The sequence below is a fragment of the Pseudomonas sp. Pc102 genome (genome assembly GCF_018408275.1).
GTDB lineage: Bacteria > Pseudomonadota > Gammaproteobacteria > Pseudomonadales > Pseudomonadaceae > Metapseudomonas > Metapseudomonas tohonis.
This window is the reverse complement of sequence record NZ_AP021905.1, coordinates 5,176,215-5,190,492: the sequence shown is the minus strand read 5'-3', so window position 1 is coordinate 5,190,492 and position 14,278 is coordinate 5,176,215. Positions and strand designations below refer to the sequence as shown.

The 14,278-nt window shown below is 67.4% G+C and carries 12 protein-coding genes; 6 read left to right on the top strand and 6 right to left on the bottom strand.

The genetic code is table 11. The features are described 5' to 3' along the window. Positions 1-52 precede the first annotated feature (52 nt). On the top strand, positions 53-1,309 hold the full coding sequence (locus tag PHLH3_RS23730; RefSeq protein ID WP_213626008.1) for an OprD family porin: 1,257 nt from the start codon (positions 53-55) through the stop codon (positions 1,307-1,309). Between the two features lie 520 nt (positions 1,310-1,829). Here PHLH3_RS23730 and metR read toward each other — a convergent pair. Next, on the bottom strand, positions 1,830-2,747 hold the full coding sequence (gene metR, locus PHLH3_RS23725) for a transcriptional regulator MetR (RefSeq protein ID WP_213626007.1): 918 nt from the start codon (positions 2,745-2,747) through the stop codon (positions 1,830-1,832). Between the two features lie 144 nt (positions 2,748-2,891). Then, positions 2,892-4,148 (bottom strand): serine hydroxymethyltransferase, encoded by a 1,257-nt coding sequence (gene glyA, locus PHLH3_RS23720; RefSeq protein ID WP_213626006.1) that lies wholly within the window; start codon positions 4,146-4,148, stop codon positions 2,892-2,894. 375 nt (positions 4,149-4,523) lie between these two features. On the opposite strand from glyA, the gene PHLH3_RS23715 reads away from it, so the two are divergent. Next, on the top strand, positions 4,524-5,516 hold the full coding sequence (locus PHLH3_RS23715; RefSeq protein ID WP_173175933.1) for an alpha/beta hydrolase: 993 nt from the start codon (positions 4,524-4,526) through the stop codon (positions 5,514-5,516). 124 nt (positions 5,517-5,640) lie between these two features. Here PHLH3_RS23715 and glpD read toward each other — a convergent pair whose 3' ends face one another. Next, a complete protein-coding gene (gene glpD / locus PHLH3_RS23710; RefSeq protein ID WP_173175935.1) occupies positions 5,641-7,167 on the bottom strand; it encodes a glycerol-3-phosphate dehydrogenase in 1,527 nt (508 codons plus the stop codon). Positions 7,168-7,302: 135 nt separating this feature from the next. After that, positions 7,303-8,061: a DeoR family transcriptional regulator gene (locus tag PHLH3_RS23705; protein WP_111261076.1), complete on the bottom strand. Its 759-nt coding sequence runs from the start codon at positions 8,059-8,061 to the stop codon at positions 7,303-7,305. A 106-nt stretch (positions 8,062-8,167) separates the two neighbouring features. Between PHLH3_RS23705 and ybaK the strand changes: the two genes are divergently transcribed. The 4 genes from ybaK to PHLH3_RS23685 all read left to right on the top strand — a co-directional run bounded on the left by ybaK (position 8,168) and on the right by PHLH3_RS23685 (position 12,131). Beyond that, complete coding sequence (ybaK, locus tag PHLH3_RS23700) at positions 8,168-8,638, top strand: Cys-tRNA(Pro) deacylase (protein ID WP_213626005.1); 471 nt, start codon at positions 8,168-8,170, stop codon at positions 8,636-8,638. 30 nt (positions 8,639-8,668) lie between these two features. Beyond that, positions 8,669-10,165 carry a glycerol kinase GlpK gene (glpK, locus tag PHLH3_RS23695; RefSeq protein WP_213626004.1) on the top strand — a complete coding sequence of 499 codons (1,497 nt, stop codon included), beginning with the start codon at positions 8,669-8,671 and terminating at the stop codon, positions 10,163-10,165. Positions 10,166-10,204: 39 nt separating this feature from the next. Further along, on the top strand, positions 10,205-10,996 hold the full coding sequence (locus PHLH3_RS23690) for a transporter substrate-binding domain-containing protein (protein WP_213626003.1): 792 nt from the start codon (positions 10,205-10,207) through the stop codon (positions 10,994-10,996). A 64-nt stretch (positions 10,997-11,060) separates the two neighbouring features. Further along, positions 11,061-12,131 carry a GGDEF domain-containing protein gene (locus tag PHLH3_RS23685; RefSeq protein ID WP_213626002.1) on the top strand — a complete coding sequence of 357 codons (1,071 nt, stop codon included), beginning with the start codon at positions 11,061-11,063 and terminating at the stop codon, positions 12,129-12,131. On the opposite strand, the gene PHLH3_RS23680 is transcribed toward PHLH3_RS23685, so the two are convergent. After that, positions 12,113-13,219 carry an ABC transporter ATP-binding protein gene (locus tag PHLH3_RS23680; RefSeq protein ID WP_213626001.1) on the bottom strand — a complete coding sequence of 369 codons (1,107 nt, stop codon included), beginning with the start codon at positions 13,217-13,219 and terminating at the stop codon, positions 12,113-12,115. The two genes, PHLH3_RS23685 and PHLH3_RS23680, sit on opposite strands and share 19 nt — an antisense overlap. Then, a complete protein-coding gene (gene argF / locus PHLH3_RS23675) occupies positions 13,216-14,133 on the bottom strand; it encodes an ornithine carbamoyltransferase (RefSeq protein ID WP_111261082.1) in 918 nt (305 codons plus the stop codon). The genes PHLH3_RS23680 and argF overlap by 4 nt, the downstream gene beginning before the upstream one ends. Between the last annotated feature and the right edge of the window lie 145 nt (positions 14,134-14,278).

Below are 14,278 nucleotides of genomic sequence, written 5' to 3'. Positions count from 1 at the left end.
GCTTCGTGATGGAGGGCGCGCCAGCCGGCGCGCCCGAGCCTTGGAGAGCACCATGCATAACAACAAGAAACACCCCGCTGCACTTATTGCCCTGCTGCTGGGCGGCGCGGCCCCCTGGGCCCTGGCCGCCGATGGTTTCATCGAGGGCTCCAGCGCCACTCTGCAGATGCGCAACTTCTATATGAACCGCGATTTCCGTGAGGGCGCGGGCGACTCGCTGCACGAGGAATGGGCCCAGGGCTTCCTCCTCGACTACCGCTCCGGCTACACCACAGGCACCGTCGGTTTCGGCCTCGACGCCATGGGGCGCCTGGGGCTGAAGCTGGATTCCGGCAAGGGCCGCGCCGGCACCGGGTTGCTGGCGGTGCAGGACGATGGCCGCGCCGCCGATGACTACGGCCGGATCGACGGCACCCTCAAGGCCCGGGTCTCGCGCAGCGAACTGAAACTCGGCGCCCTGGTGCCCAGGCTGCCCACCCTGCAGCCGAACAATGGCCGGCTGTTCCCGCAGACTTTCCATGGCGGCCTGGTGGAATCCCGCGAATGGGAGGGCCTGGGCTTCACCCTGGCGCGGCTGGACGAGGTGAGCCAGCGCAACGAGGGCGGGCGCAGCGACCTGGCCCTGTACAACCGCAACAAGCGCTTCACCGCCGGGCCCCGTGCCGGGCATCTGGATCTGGCCGGCTTCGACTGGGAGGCACGCCCCGGCTGGACGCTGAGCTACCACCATGCCGAACTGGAGGACATCTACCGCCAGGACTTCTTCGGCCTCAAGGGCCGCGTGCCCCTGGGCGAGGACCGCCTGGAGCTGGACCTGCGCCTGTTCGACAGCCGCGATGCCGGCACCGGCTGGCGCCGCGAGATCGACAACCGCTCGGTCGGTGGCCTGATCACCTACCGTCGCCACGATGGCCATGCACTGGGCCTGGGTCTGCAGCGCATGAGTGGCCGTACCGCCTTCCCCTATGTACAGGGGGCTGATGCCTACCTGGTGAACTTCGGCCAGTACTACGACTTCGCCGAGCGTGGCGAGCGCTCCTGGCAACTGCGCTACGACTGCGACTTCGCTGCCCTTGGCGTGCCGGGCCTGTCGCTGATGACCCGCTATTTCAAGGCCCGGGATGGTGAACTGGGTGACGGTCGCTCGGTGGACGGATGGGAGCGCGACACCGACATCAAGTATGTGGTGCAGAGCGGCCCGCTCAAGGATCTGGGGCTGACCTGGCGCAATTCCGTCTACCGCACCAGCGTGGGCCGGGGCGTGGACGAGAACCGGGTGATCCTGAGCTACAGCCTGGCGTTGTTCTGAGCGGCTGTTGCCTCCCCGGGCTGAAGCCCGGGCTACGGGCAGGCCGGGGATGTCGTGGGAGCGAATTCATTCGCGAAAGCAGGCCGGAGGATTGCCTGTCGGTTCTTGGCGCTGGAGAGGGCCATCGCGAATGAATTCGCTCCCACAGGACTGGCAAGTGCCACTTGGTAGGAGCGAGCTCTGCTCGCGAAGCTTGTGGCGGTGCTGTGCACCGCTTGGCGACTGAAGTCGCCCCTACAGGGTTGTGCTTGTGGGGGTGGGGCGGGTGAAGCCTACGGCTCCTTCGCGAATGAATTCGCTCCCACAGAACTGGCATGTGCCACCTGGTAGGAGCGAGCTTTGCTCGCGAAGCCCTTGGCGGTGCTGTGCGCCGCTTGGCGACTGAAGTCGCCCCTACAGGGTTGTGCTTGTGGGGGTGGGGCGGGTGAAGCCTGCGGCTCCTTCGCGAATGAATTCGCTCCCACAGGTTGGGTGGGTAGGTGCCGCAACGTTGGGCGAATGAGCTCGCCCAACGGGGGCATCAGCGTGCGGCGCTGACGCCTTCGAGGGTGGCGAAGGAGGTGTCCTTGGCGGTGAGGAGGAAGTCGCGCATGAAGGGGGCGTCGAGCATGTCCGAGCGGATGGCGGCATGGAGGGTGGCGTAGAGGGATTTCTCGCCGAGGCGCTTGGCGGTGACGTAGCCGCGCGAGCTGTATTCGTGCAGGGCCCAGTTGGGCAGGCAGCACACGCCACGGCCGCTGGCGACCAGCTGCATCATCATCACCGTGAGTTCCGAGGTGCGCACCTGGGCGGGTTCGATGTCGGCGGGTTCGAGGAAGCGGGTGAAGATGTCCAGGCGGTCGCGTTCCACCGGGTAGGTGATCAGGGTTTCCGTCTCCAGGTCCTCGGGCACCACGTGGGGCCTGCTCGCGAGAGGGTGCTGGTTGGCCACGGCCAGCAGGGCCTCATAGGTGAACAACGGCACGTAGGTGATGCCGGGCAGGTCGATGGGGTCGGCGGTCACCACCAGGTCGAGGTCGCCCCGGGCCAGGGCCGGCAGCGGGGCGAAGGAGAAGCCCGAGGCCAGGTCCAGCTCCACTTCCGGCCAGGCGTCGCGGAACTGGTCGATGGTCGGCATAAGCCACTGGAAGCAGCTGTGGCATTCGATGGCCATGTGCAGGCGACCGGCAGTGCCGCCGGCCAGCCGCGCGATGTCGCGCTCGGCGGCACGCAGCTGTGGCAGCAGCGAGTCGGCCAGTTGCAGCAGGCGCAGGCCGGCGCTGGTGAAGCGCACCGGCTTGGTCTTGCGCACGAACAGCTGCATGCCGAGGCGCTCCTCCAGCTCCTTGAACTGGTGGGAGAGGGCCGACTGGGTGAGGTGCAGGCGCTCGGCGGCCTCCACCAGGCTGTCGGCTTCGCGCAGGGCGTGCAGGGTCTTGAGATGGCGCAGTTCCAGCATGATGGCGGCTCTATGAATGAAATTCGCGGCGGTCGAAAGGAAGTTGAGTCTCCCTCATGGATGGGCGGCTGTCGAGAGGCGCCTGGCGGTGCGCGCAGGGCATGAAAAAGGCGGCCCTGGGGCCGCCTTGTGTCCGGGCCGGGATCAGCCGCGATAGACGGGGAAGTCCGCGCACAGGGCCGCCACCTGCCTGGCGACCTGGGCCTCGACATCGGCGTCGCCGAGGTGGTCGAGGATGTCGCAGATCCAGCCGGCCAGCGCGACGCTCTGCTCTTCCTTGAAGCCACGGGTGGTGATGGCCGGGGTGCCGATGCGCACGCCGGAGGTGACGAAGGGCGATTGCGGGTCGTTGGGCACGGCGTTCTTGTTCACGGTGATGCCGGCGCGGCCCAGGGCGGCGTCGGCGTCCTTGCCGGTCAGGCCCTGCTTGATCAGGCTGACCAGGAACAGGTGGTTGTCGGTGCCGCCGGAGACCACGTCGAAGCCGCGCTCGATGAATACCTTGGCCATGGCCTGGGCGTTCTTGATCACCTGCGCCTGGTAGGTCTTGAAGCCGGGCTCCAAAGCCTCCTTGAAGCACACCGCCTTGCCGGCGATGACGTGCATCAGCGGGCCGCCCTGGGCACCGGGAAAGACGGCGGAGTTGAGCTTCTTCTCGATCTCCTCGTTCTTGCGCGCCAGGATCAGGCCGCCGCGCGGGCCGCGCAGGGTCTTGTGGGTGGTGGTGGTGACCACGTCGGCGTAGGGCAGCGGGTTGGGGTACAGGCCAGCGGCGACCAGGCCGGCGACGTGGGCCATGTCGACGAACAGCAGTGCCCCGACCTTGTCGGCGATGGCGCGGAAGCGCGGGAAGTCGAGGGTCTTCGAATAGGCGGAGAAGCCGGCGACGATCATCTTCGGCTTGTGCTCGACGGCCAGGCGCTCGACCTCGTCGTAGTCGATCAGCCCGGTGCTGGTGTCGATGCCGTACTGCACCGCGTTGTAGAGCTTGCCGGAGGACGACACCTTGGCACCGTGGGTCAGGTGGCCGCCGTGGGCCAGGCTCATGCCGAGGATGGTGTCGCCGGCATTGATCAGCGCCAGGTAGACGGCGGCGTTGGCGGAGGAGCCGGAGTGCGGCTGGACGTTGGCGTAGTCGGCGCCGAACAGGGCCTTGGCGCGGTCGATGGCCAGTTGCTCGACCTTGTCGACGTACTCGCAGCCACCGTAGTAGCGCTTGCCCGGGTAGCCCTCGGCGTACTTGTTGGTCAGGCCGCTGCCCTGGGCCTGCATCACCCGCTGGCTGGTGTAGTTCTCGGAGGCGATCAGCTCGATGTGGTCTTCCTGGCGGCGCTCCTCTTCCTGCATGGCGCTGAACAGTTCGTCGTCGTAGCCCTGGATCTGGTCGTGCTTGCTGAACATGGGACGTCCTCGGTCATGGTCCTGGGGAGAACGGTAGCAAGGGCGGTGCCAGTGCCGGGAAAGCCAGGTTTATCAATGGGTTGCTCGTTGGGCCGGCCCTGCGCTGCGGCGCCGCTGTAGGGATTTCGCTACAGCCGTCCGAACCGGGTCGGCCCGGTGGCGGTCAGACTCACGGCTGCCATGGCCCGCAGCCGCTGTAGCGTTGTCGATACGCCGGAATGAAATCGATACGAGGCGCCTGGGAAGGGCCCATGCACGAGCCTGCAACGACCGTTGGGCGCCCTTCATGAAATTGTCACGGTTGTGTGGCAGTGCGAGCGAAAGGGATTCATCAGAATCGCGTTTCACTGGGGTTTTGCGTTCTGGATTTTCACCATGCGCCTTTTCATTTTTCTCGCCGCCTTGCTGTGCGGCCTGCCAGCTTTTGCCTCTGCGCGCTGCGATACGCAGGTGCCGACGGAGACCGTGCACCTGGGCGAGGTGCGCCTGGCCTACCAGAGCATCGGCGAGGAAAAGGACCCGGCCCTGCTGCTGATCATGGGGCTGGGCGGGCAGCTCATCCACTGGCCGGACGAGGTGGTGGCGGCGCTCTGCGAGCGGGGGTTCCGGGTGATCCGCTATGACAACCGCGATGTCGGCCTGTCCGCCTGGAGTCACCCTGAACCTGCCGCCAACCTGACCTACGAGGCGCTGCGCTACCGCCTGGGCTTCCCGGTGCAGGCGCCCTACAGCCTGCGTGACATGGCGGGGGACGCGCTGAGCCTGATGGACGCCCTGAACATCCGCCAGGCCCATGTACTGGGCGCGAGCATGGGCGGGATGATCGCCCAGCATGTGGCCGATATCGCGCCGGAACGGGTGCTGAGCCTGACCCTGGTGATGACCAGTTCCGGCGCCCAGGGGCTGCCGGCTCCGAGCCATGCGCTGATCGCCCTGCTGGCCCGTCGCGAGGCGCCGAGCCGCGAGGTGGCGCTGGAGCAGCAGGCCGATCTGCTGGCCGCACTGGGCAGCCCGGAGGTGGCCGATGACCGTGCGCAACTGCTGCAACAGGCTGCGCGGGCCTATGACCGCGCCTTCAACCCCGAGGGGGTGCAGCGGCAGATGCTGGCGATCCTCGCCGAGCCGAGCCGGGTGGAGATGCTCAACCGCCTGAGCGTGCCGACCCTGGTGGTGCACGGCACCGCCGATCCGTTGCTGCCGGTGATGCATGGCGTGCATGTGGCGGCGCATATCAAGGGGTCGGAGCTGAAGCTGATCCCGGGCCTGGCCCATCGCTTCCAGGAGGCTTTCAAGGAGCCCCTGCTGGCGGCGGTACTGCCGCACCTGCTGGCCCATCGGCAGGTGGATGGGCACGTGGCGCAGCTGTGAGGGCTTTGTTCAGTGGGTCCCCGCGTTCGCGGGGATGACGGTGTGGGGGTGGTGGCGAGCCGCATCCCGGACTACTGGGTAGCCCGGGCTTCAGCCCGGGTCGCAGCGTGGACCTGGGATCAGGTCAGGCGGCGTCGGCCTTGGGGCGGTTGAGCAGGTACTGGGCGAGGCGCTCCTGCTGGCCGGGGGTCATGAACAGGCCGAGCTTGGTGCGGCGCCAGAGGATGTCGTCCAGGCCGGTGGCCCACTCCTCGCGGCACAGGTAATCCACTTCACGCGTGTACAGGCCACTGCCCAGGTGTTCGCCCAGGTCGGTGAGGTTCTGCACGCCGTCCAGCAGCGCCCAGGTGCGGCTGCCGTAGGTGCCGGCCCAGCGCCGCGCCAGGCTGTCGGGCAGCCAGCCGAAACGGTTGCACAGGGCTTCGGCCAGTTCGGCCTGGCTGTTCATCTGTTCCCCGCCGGGGAGCGGCTGGCTGGCGGTCCAGCTCGGCTTGGCGTTGGGGAAGAAGGGCGCCAGCTGGGCCAGGGCGGATTCGGCCAGCTTGCGGTAGGTGGTGAGCTTGCCGCCGAACACCGAGAGCAGCGGTGCCTCGCCCGGATGGGCCTCCAGGGACAGGGTGTAGTCGCGGGTGACGGCGGACGGGTCGTCCGACTCGTCATCGCACAGCGGGCGGACGCCGGAGTAGGTGCGCAAGATGTCCTTCTCGCCGATCTGTTGCTTGAAGTGGCGGTTGACCACGTCCAGCAGGTAGGCGGTTTCCTCGGCGCTGATGGCCACCTTGGCCGGGTCGCCCTGGTATTCGCGGTCGGTGGTGCCGATCAGGGTGAAGCGCTCGAGGTAGGGGATGGCGAAGACGATGCGCCGATCCTCGTTCTGCAGGATGTAGGCGTGTTCACCCTCGTACAGCCTCGGCACGACGATGTGGCTGCCCTGGATCAGGCGGATGCCGTAGGGCGATTTCTGCTTGAGGTCGTCCTTGATGAACTTCGCGACCCAGGGGCCGGCGGCGTTGACCAGGGCGCGGGCGCGGATCGACAGCAGGGTGCCGTCGGCGCGCTCCAGGTGGATGTGCCACAGGCCCTTGCTGCGACGGGCGCTGACGCAGCGGGTACGGGTGTGGACATGGGCACCGTGCTCGCGGGCGGCCATGGCGTTGAGTACCACCAGGCGGGCGTCGTCGACCCAGCAGTCGGAATATTCGAAACCCCGGGCGATGTCCGCCTTCAGCGGGCTGCCGGCGCCGAACTTCAGGCCGCGCGAACCCGGCAGCTTCTCGCGCTTGCCGAGGTGGTCGTAGAGGAACAGGCCGGCGCGGATCATCCAGGCGGGGCGCAGGTGCGGGCGGTGCGGCAGCACGAAGCGCATGGGGCGGACGATGTGCGGCGCCTTGGCCAGCAGCACCTCGCGCTCGGCCAGGGCCTCGCGCACCAGGCGGAATTCATAGTGCTCCAGGTAGCGCAGGCCGCCGTGGATCAGCTTGCTGCTGGCGGAGGAGGTGTGTTGGGCGAGGTCGTCCTTTTCGCAAAGGAAAACGGACAGTCCACGGCCCGCCGCATCGGCGGCGATGCCCACACCATTGATGCCGCCGCCGACGACGGCGAGGTCATAGACTTCGGAAATGGGCGATTTGCGGCTCATCGGAGGGTTCATGCGGGCACCGGAAGTCGAAAGTGAACTTTGTATGTTCGTTTTCGAAAAATGCTAGACGAATACGCATGAAACCGCCAGCCCGCCGGCGTGGTGGCCGGCGGGTGGGCGACGAAAGGAATTGGCCGGTGGGGTGGCTCAGACCAGGTCGAGGTGGACCTTGTGCTCGGCCATCAGGCGGGCCAGGGCGGGGGAGGGCGCGTGGTCGGTGATCATGCGGTCGACCAGGGCGATGGAGCCCAGGCGGACCACGGCGTTGCGGCCGAACTTGCTGGAGTCGGCGGCCAGCAGGACCTGGCGGGCGTTGTCGATGATGGCCTGGGAGACGCGCACTTCCTGGTAGTCGAAATCCAGCAGGCTGCCGTCGTCGTCGATGCCGCTGATGCCGACGATGGCGAAGTCCACCTTGAACTGCTGGATGAAGTCCACCGCCGACTGGCCGACGATGCCGCCGTCGCTGCGCACCGTGCCGCCGGCCACCAGCACCTCGAAGTCCGGGCGGTCGGCCAGTTGCGCGGCCACGTGCAGGTTGTTGGTGATCACCTTCAGGCCCTTGTGGCCCAGCAGTTCCCGGGCGATGGCCTCGGTGGTGGTGCCGATGTTGATGAATAGCGAGGCGTGGTCCGGGATCAGTGCCGCCACGGCTTCGGCGATGCGCTGCTTCTCGTCGCGCATCTGTCCGGCGCGCATGGCGTAGGCGGTGTTCTGGATGCTCGACGCCTCGCTGGCGGCGCCGCCGTGGGTGCGCCGCAGCAGGCCCTGCTCGGCGAGCTGGTTGATGTCGCGGCGGATGGTCTGGGGGGTCACGGCGAAGGCCTGGGCCAGCTCGTCGATGCTGACGTAGCCGCGGTCGCGGGCGAGGTCGAGGATTTCCTGCTGGCGGGGCGCCAAGGTCATGGGGAGGGCTTCCGGATTTTTGTCGCGCATTATAGCGGCGTGCTGCCGAACGGCGACTTTTCAGCTAAGGTACGCCCAATTCGCCCTCCTGTTTTCACTATCGAACATGACGCCTGCCATCGATCTGCTGAAGAAAGCCAAGGCCGAGCACAGGGTGCTCAGCTACACCCACGATCCCAAGGCGCCTTCCTACGGGCTGGAAGCGGCCGAGAAGCTCGGCCTGGACCCGGCGCGGGTGTTCAAGACGCTGCTGGCCGCCACCGAGAAGGGCGAGCTGCTGGTGGCCGTGGTGCCGGTGGCCGGGACCCTCGACCTGAAGGCGCTGGCCCATGCGGCCGGGGCCAAGAAGGCGGACATGGCGGCGGCGGACGCAGCCCAGCGCGCCACCGGTTACCTGGTGGGCGGCATCAGCCCGCTGGGGCAGAAGAAGCGCCTGCGCACCTTCATCGACGAATCGGCCCGTTCGCACCCGACCATCCATGTCAGCGCCGGCCGGCGTGGCCTGGAGGTCGAGCTGAGTGCGGACACCCTGGCCCAGCACACCCAGGCGCAGTTCGCGGCGATCGGCCGCGAGTGACGCCCCCCATAACAACAAGGAAGCCTGCATATGGCCCAGTACCTACTTGCCATTGATCAGGGCACGACCAGCAGTCGTGCCATCGTCTTCAGCGCCCAGGGCCTGCCCGTTGCGCGCGCTCAGCAGGAGTTCAAGCAGTACTTCCCCAAGGACGGCTGGGTCGAGCATGACGGCGAGGAAATCTGGCTGACCACGCTCAAGGTCTGCCGCGAGGCGATCCAGAAGAGCGGGATGCCCGCGTCCGAGATCGCCGCCATCGGCATCACCAACCAGCGCGAGACCACCCTGGTGTGGGACGCCGCGACCGGCACGCCGATCCACCCGGCCATCGTCTGGCAGGACCGGCGCACCGCCGACTATTGCTCGACGATGAAGGAGGCCGGCCACGAGGACGAGGTGTCGCGCCGTACCGGCCTGCTGATCGACCCCTATTTCTCCGCCACCAAGCTGCGCTGGATCCTTGACAACGTGCCGGGTGCCCGCGAACGCGCGGAGAAGGGCGAGCTGCGCTTCGGCACCGTCGACTGCTTCCTGCTGTGGCGGCTGACCGGCGGCAAGGCGCACCGCACCGACGCCACCAATGCGTCGCGGACCATGCTCTTCAACATCCACACCCAGCAGTGGGACGAGGCGCTGCTCAAGCTGTTCGAGATCCCCGCCAGCCTGCTGCCCGAGGTGCTCGACAGCGCCGCCGACTTCGGTACCACCGAGGCGCCGCTGCTGGGCGCCGCGATTCCGGTGCTGGGCATGGCCGGCGACCAGCAGGCCGCGCTGATCGGCCAGGCCTGCTTCCAGCCGGGCATGGTCAAGAGCACCTACGGCACCGGCTGCTTCCTGATCCAGAACACCGGCGAGACGCCCGTCACCTCGCGCAACCGCCTCCTGACCACGGTCGGCTACCGCCTGGACGGCAAGGTCACCTACGCGGTGGAAGGCAGCATCTTCGTCGCCGGCGCGGCGGTGCAATGGCTGCGCGACGGCATCAAGCTGATCAGCCATGCCCGCGATACCGAGGCGCTGGCCGAGCAGACCGGCGATGCCTGCGGCGTCTACCTGGTGCCGGCCTTCACCGGCCTGGGCGCACCTTACTGGGACCCGCGTGCACGTGGCGCGATCTTCGGCCTGACCCGCGACACCGGGATCAAGGAAATCGTCACCGCCGGCCTGCAGTCGGTCTGCTACCAGACCCGCGACCTGCTCGAAGCCATGAGCCAGGATGGCGCGGCGGCGCCCAGCGCGCTGCGGGTGGACGGCGGCATGGTGGAGAACAACTGGGTGATGCAGTTCCTCGCCGATATCCTCGGTGTGGCGGTGGAACGCCCCGAGGTCACCGAGACCACCGCCCTGGGCGCCGCCTACCTGGCGGGCCTGAAGGCGGGGCTGTACCGCGACCTCGACGAGATCGCCCGTCACTGGCATCGCCAGCAGCGTTTCACCCCGCACATGGCGAGCGCGCACCGGGCCAGGCTTTACGAAGGATGGCTGGATGCCGTCAAGCGGGTACGCAGCGAGGCCAGCGAGGCGTAAGCTGCACGCTGGAGTTGGTCGCAACACAGGGAGTTCTACGTGTATTTCAGGGATGCTTTCCGTCATCGCCGTGCGCGCGGCCTGGCCTTCGGGCTGGCCGCGTTGTTCGCCATCGGCCCCGTGCGTGCCGAGACGCTGGTCATTGCCGGCGATATCTGGTGCCCGATCAACTGCGCGCCCGGCTCGGCCAAGCCGGGCATCTTCGTCGAGCTGGCGCGGGACATCTTCGCCGAGTCCGGCATCCAGGTTGAGTACCGGGTGGTCAACTGGGCGCGCGCCATCAGCGATGCCCGCACCGGCAAGCTCAATGCGGTGATCGGCGCCGGTATCCAGGACGCTCCCGATTTCCTCTACACGCCCACGGCGCCGGGCATCTCGCGCATGTGCTTCTACGTCGCCCAGGGGGCGTCCTGGCGCTACCAGGGGCTGGGTTCGCTCGCGCAGGTGCGCCTGGGCACCATCAACAGCTACAGCTATGGGCAGGAGATCGATGCCTACGTCCGCCTGCACCGCGCGAAAGGCGACCGGGTGCAGGTGGTTTCGGGCGAGCAGGCTCTGGAGATGAACGTGGAGAAGGTGCGCTTCGGGCGCCTCGACGCCACGGTGGAGAACAGCTGGGTGATGGAGAACCTGCTGGCCCGCACCCGTCAGCAGGATCGCCTGCAGGCGGCGGGCTGCCGCGCCCCGGATGTGCCCATCTACCTGGCGTTTTCCCCCGCCATCGAGGCCAGCGCACGCTACAACGCCCTGTTCGAGGAGGGGCTGCAGCGCTATCGGGCTTCGGGCCGGCTGGATGCGCTGATGCGCAGCTATGGCGTGACCACGCCCTGATTGGCGGCGGGATCACGACGCCTGTCTATACTCCCGGCCATTCATCGCCAAGAAAGGGGAGCCCATGCAGCCCTCCCGACATCAGCTGTTGCGCCTGCGAAGGGTATCGCTGGCCAGCGGTGCATCGTTGTTGTTCCTGCTGTTGTGCTGGTCGGCGCACGCCGCCGGCTACCTGGGCCTGAGCCTGGGCGGCATGCTCATGCTCACGGGCCTGGTCGGGCTCAGTTGCCTGGCGTTCATGGCCCTGGTGCGCAGCAACCTCAACCTGCGCTTCCACGATCCCAGCCTGACGCTGCCGCTGATGAGCTGGGCGATCTGCGTGATCTTCGCCACCGCCTACCATGCCGGCGAGCTGCGCCTGCTGTTTTTGATGACGGTGCTGCTGGTGCTGATGTTCGGCACCTTCCGCCTGCAGTTGCGCGGCTTCCTGCTGGTGATCCTGCTGACCGCTGTGTGCTACGCCCTGCTCATCAGCTCGCTGGTCGCCTCGAGGCGGGAACTCGACCTGCACAGCGAGGCGATCCAGGCGGTGGAGTTCTTCGTGCTGCTGACCGGCGTCGGCCTGCTTTCGCTGGAGATGAACGGCCTGCGGCGCAGCCTGGTGCAGCGCAACAACGACCTGCGCGTGGCTTTGGAAAGCATCCAGAAGCTGGCCATCACCGATGAGCTCACTGGGCTCTACAACCGCCGTTTCACCAAGGATATCCTGGCCCAGCAGAAGGCCCTGGCCGATCGTGGCGACTATGGCTTCGTGCTCTGCCTGGTGGACCTGGACTACTTCAAGAACGTCAACGATCGCTATGGCCACGGCTGTGGCGACGCGGTGCTGCGCCAATTGTCGAAGATGCTCCAGGACTCGGTGAGGGACGTGGACTTCGTCGCGCGGCTGGGCGGCGAGGAGTTCCTGCTGGTGCTTTCACGCACCAACGAGGCGGGCGCCGAGGTGATGCTGGAGCGCTTGCAGGCCAAGGTGCGCGCCGCGCACTGGGATGAATGCCCGGGCCTGAAGCTGACGCTGTCCCTCGGGGTCAGCGCCTATCGGCCCGGCGAGTCCTGGGAAGACAGCCTGCTGCGGGTCGACATGGCGCTCTATGAGGCCAAGCACAGCGGCCGCGATCAGCTCGCCGTGCTGTAGCGGCGCACGCCCGCGTCCTGCACGGCCTGGGTGGCGACGCTGCCGTTGGCGGGGAACACCACCAGGTGGTCGGCGGCCACGCGGATGCCCACGTGCTGGCCGGGCTGGTGGTCGGCATGGCTGGGGAAGATGGCTTCCAGCTGGGTGCCGGTGGGCAGTTGCAGGCGGTAGAGGGTGGCGGCGCCGAGGAAGGTCTTGCCGGTCACCAATGCCCTGAGCGTGCCATCGGGCGCCGGGACGATGTCGTCCGGGCGCAGCAGCACGTCCACCGCGCTGCCTTCCGGCCAGGCGTAGGCACGGTTGCCGCTGATCACCCCGAGCTCGGTCTGGACCGTATCCGGGCAGACCTGCTGGCCACGGATGAAGTAGCCCTGGCCGACGAAGCTGGCGACGAAGGGGGTCGCCGGCTCGTGGTAGAGGTTGTAGGGGGTGTCCCACTGCTCCAGGTTGCCGTTGTTGAACACGCCCACCTGGTCGCTGACCGCGAAGGCCTCTTCCTGGTCGTGGGTCACCAGCACGGCGCTGGTGCCGCGGGCCTTGAGGATGTCGCGCACCTCATGGCTGAGGCGGCGGCGCAGCTCGCCGTCGAGGTTGGAGAAGGGCTCGTCGAGCAGCAGCAGCGCCGGCTCCGGCGCCAGGGCGCGGGCCAGGGACACGCGTTGCTGCTGGCCGCCGGAGAGCTCGTTGGGGTAGCGCTTGGCGAGGTGGCCGAGCTTGACCAGCTCCAGCAGCTCGCCGGTGATGCGCTCGCGCTCGGGGTGCTTGCGGATGCCGAAGGCGACGTTCTCCTCCACCGTGAGGTGGGGGAACAGCGCGTAGTCCTGGAACACCATGCCGATGCGGCGCTTTTCCGGGGCCAGGGTGAAGCCGGCCCTGGAGATCACCTCGCCGGCCAGCACTATCTCGCCTTCGAACACGGGTTCGAAGCCGGCGATGGCGCGCAGGGTGGTGGTCTTGCCGCATCCGGACGGCCCCAGCAGGCATCCGATGTCGCCGGCGTTGAGGTGCAGGTTGAGGTTCTGTACGACGCGCTGGTCCTGGTAGCCGCAGCTCAGGTTGCGCAGGTTTAGAAGCAGTTCGTGGCTCATGCTCGGGACGCGTGTTCGACGAGGAGTTCCAGCAGCGCCTTTTGCGCATGCAGACGGTTTTCTGCCTGGTCCCAGGCCACGGAACGCGGGTCGTCGAGCAGGTCCATGCTGATTTCCTCGCCCCGGTGCGCCGGCAGGCAGTGCATGAAGATAACCGCTTCATCGGCCAGCGCAAGCAGCGCCTGGTTCACCTGGTAGGGCTTGAACAGCGCCAGGCGCCGCGCGGTCTCCTCTTCCTGGCCCATGGAGGTCCAGACGTCGGTGCTCACCAGGTGGGCGCCGCGTACCGCTTCACGCGGGTCGCGCATCACCTGCACGCGGTCGCCGGCCTGGGCGAGGAACGCCGGGTTGGGCTCGAAGCCCTCGGGGCAGGCGACGTTGAGGCGGAAGTCGAACTGGATCGCCGCTTCTATATAGGTGTTGCACATGTTGTTGCCATCGCCGATCCAGGCCACGGTCTTGCCCTGGATGGCGCCGCGGTGTTCCTGGAAGGTCTGCATGTCGGCCAGCAACTGGCAGGGGTGCAGGTCGTCGGACAGGCCGTTGATCACCGGAACGCGCGAGTTGGCGGCGAATTCCACCAGCTTGCTGTGGGCGAAGGTGCGGATCATCACCGCATCGAGCATGCGCGACATGACGATGGCGCAGTCGCTGATCGGCTCGCCCCGGCCCAGCTGCGTGTCGCGGGGCGAGAGGAAGATAGCCTGGCCGCCGAGCTGGATCATGCCGGCCTCGAAGGAGAGGCGGGTGCGGGTGGAGGCCTTCTCGAAGATCATGCCCAGCACGCGGCTTTTCAGGGGCTCGTAGGGGACGCCTCGGTGGCGCAGGTCCTTCAGCTCGATGGCTCGACGGATCAGGCTGCTCAGCTCCTGGGGGGTGCAATCCATCAGGGAGAGAAAGTGCCTTGCGCTCATTGCTGACTACCTTTTTTTGCCTCTGGCCGCGGGTCCTGGTCGGTTTTTTCAGGGAAAAGCAGGCGGGACCGGCGGGCTAAGCCGCACGGGGCGACGGAATAGGGGGAGGCGCGATCTTATAAGGAATTGTCGCACTCTGCCAACC

Excerpts from the sequence above, each read along its gene's own strand:
- PHLH3_RS23730 (WP_213626008.1), top strand. The coding sequence starts at position 53 with ATGCATAACAACAAGAAACACCCCGCTGCACTTATTGCCCTGCTGCTG.
- metR (WP_213626007.1), bottom strand. The coding sequence starts at position 2,747 with ATGCTGGAACTGCGCCATCTCAAGACCCTGCACGCCCTGCGCGAAGCC.
- glyA (WP_213626006.1), bottom strand. The coding sequence starts at position 4,148 with ATGTTCAGCAAGCACGACCAGATCCAGGGCTACGACGACGAACTGTTC.
- PHLH3_RS23715 (WP_173175933.1), top strand. The coding sequence starts at position 4,524 with ATGCGCCTTTTCATTTTTCTCGCCGCCTTGCTGTGCGGCCTGCCAGCT.
- glpD (WP_173175935.1), bottom strand. The coding sequence starts at position 7,167 with ATGAACCCTCCGATGAGCCGCAAATCGCCCATTTCCGAAGTCTATGAC.
- PHLH3_RS23705 (WP_111261076.1), bottom strand. The coding sequence starts at position 8,061 with ATGACCTTGGCGCCCCGCCAGCAGGAAATCCTCGACCTCGCCCGCGAC.
- ybaK (WP_213626005.1), top strand. The coding sequence starts at position 8,168 with ATGACGCCTGCCATCGATCTGCTGAAGAAAGCCAAGGCCGAGCACAGG.
- glpK (WP_213626004.1), top strand. The coding sequence starts at position 8,669 with ATGGCCCAGTACCTACTTGCCATTGATCAGGGCACGACCAGCAGTCGT.
- PHLH3_RS23685 (WP_213626002.1), top strand. The coding sequence starts at position 11,061 with ATGCAGCCCTCCCGACATCAGCTGTTGCGCCTGCGAAGGGTATCGCTG.
- PHLH3_RS23680 (WP_213626001.1), bottom strand. The coding sequence starts at position 13,219 with ATGAGCCACGAACTGCTTCTAAACCTGCGCAACCTGAGCTGCGGCTAC.
- argF (WP_111261082.1), bottom strand. The coding sequence starts at position 14,133 with ATGAGCGCAAGGCACTTTCTCTCCCTGATGGATTGCACCCCCCAGGAG.